Here is a 515-nt window from a genome sequence, read left to right as displayed (position 1 = left end):
GTGGTTCGAGTCCACTTAAGCCCACCAAGAGTACGAAAGTACTCAAAGAAAGTACCTTGAAAACTGAATAAAGTATAGCAGATAAAGCGAGAAAAGTAATTATTGACAGGTTTTAACAAGAAGAGTTGAATCTCGAAGCCTTTAAATAACGACTGACGAGGACTAAGCTGTAAAATCACATTAGTGATTGCAACAGATTAGACGAGTGGGAGTTATTTAAAGAATAGCGAAGAGAATGAAACTTGACAAACTCAAATAAGAGAAAGCGTTAAACGAAGGTAATAAATACTACAATTAGCTTAAAGGGTAATAAAAGATTAGTTATAAACTAATGGCTTATTAAACTGCGAAAAAAGAGTAATTTACATTACAAAGAAGAACCAAAAGATATCTCAAATGGTCAAGCTACAAAGAGCACAAGGGGAATGCCTTGGCACCGAGAGCCGATGAAGGACGTGACTAACTGCGATAAGCTACGGGGAGCTGTAAGTGAGCGTTATATCCGTAGATTTCCG

General features: G+C 37.1%; 1 rRNA gene. It reads left to right on the top strand.

Annotation, left to right across the window (positions count from 1 at the left end):
- Window positions 1–398 precede the first annotated feature (398 nt).
- A 23S ribosomal RNA gene (locus H8R91_RS11950) occupies window positions 399–515 on the top strand; the annotation flags it as partial.

It is taken from the genome of Ruminococcus intestinalis (genome assembly GCF_014288065.1).
Classification (GTDB): Bacteria; Bacillota; Clostridia; order Oscillospirales; family Acutalibacteraceae; genus Ruminococcoides; species Ruminococcoides intestinale_A.
The sequence above is the reverse complement of the archived record's forward strand: the minus strand, read 5'-3'. Positions and strand labels throughout refer to the sequence as shown.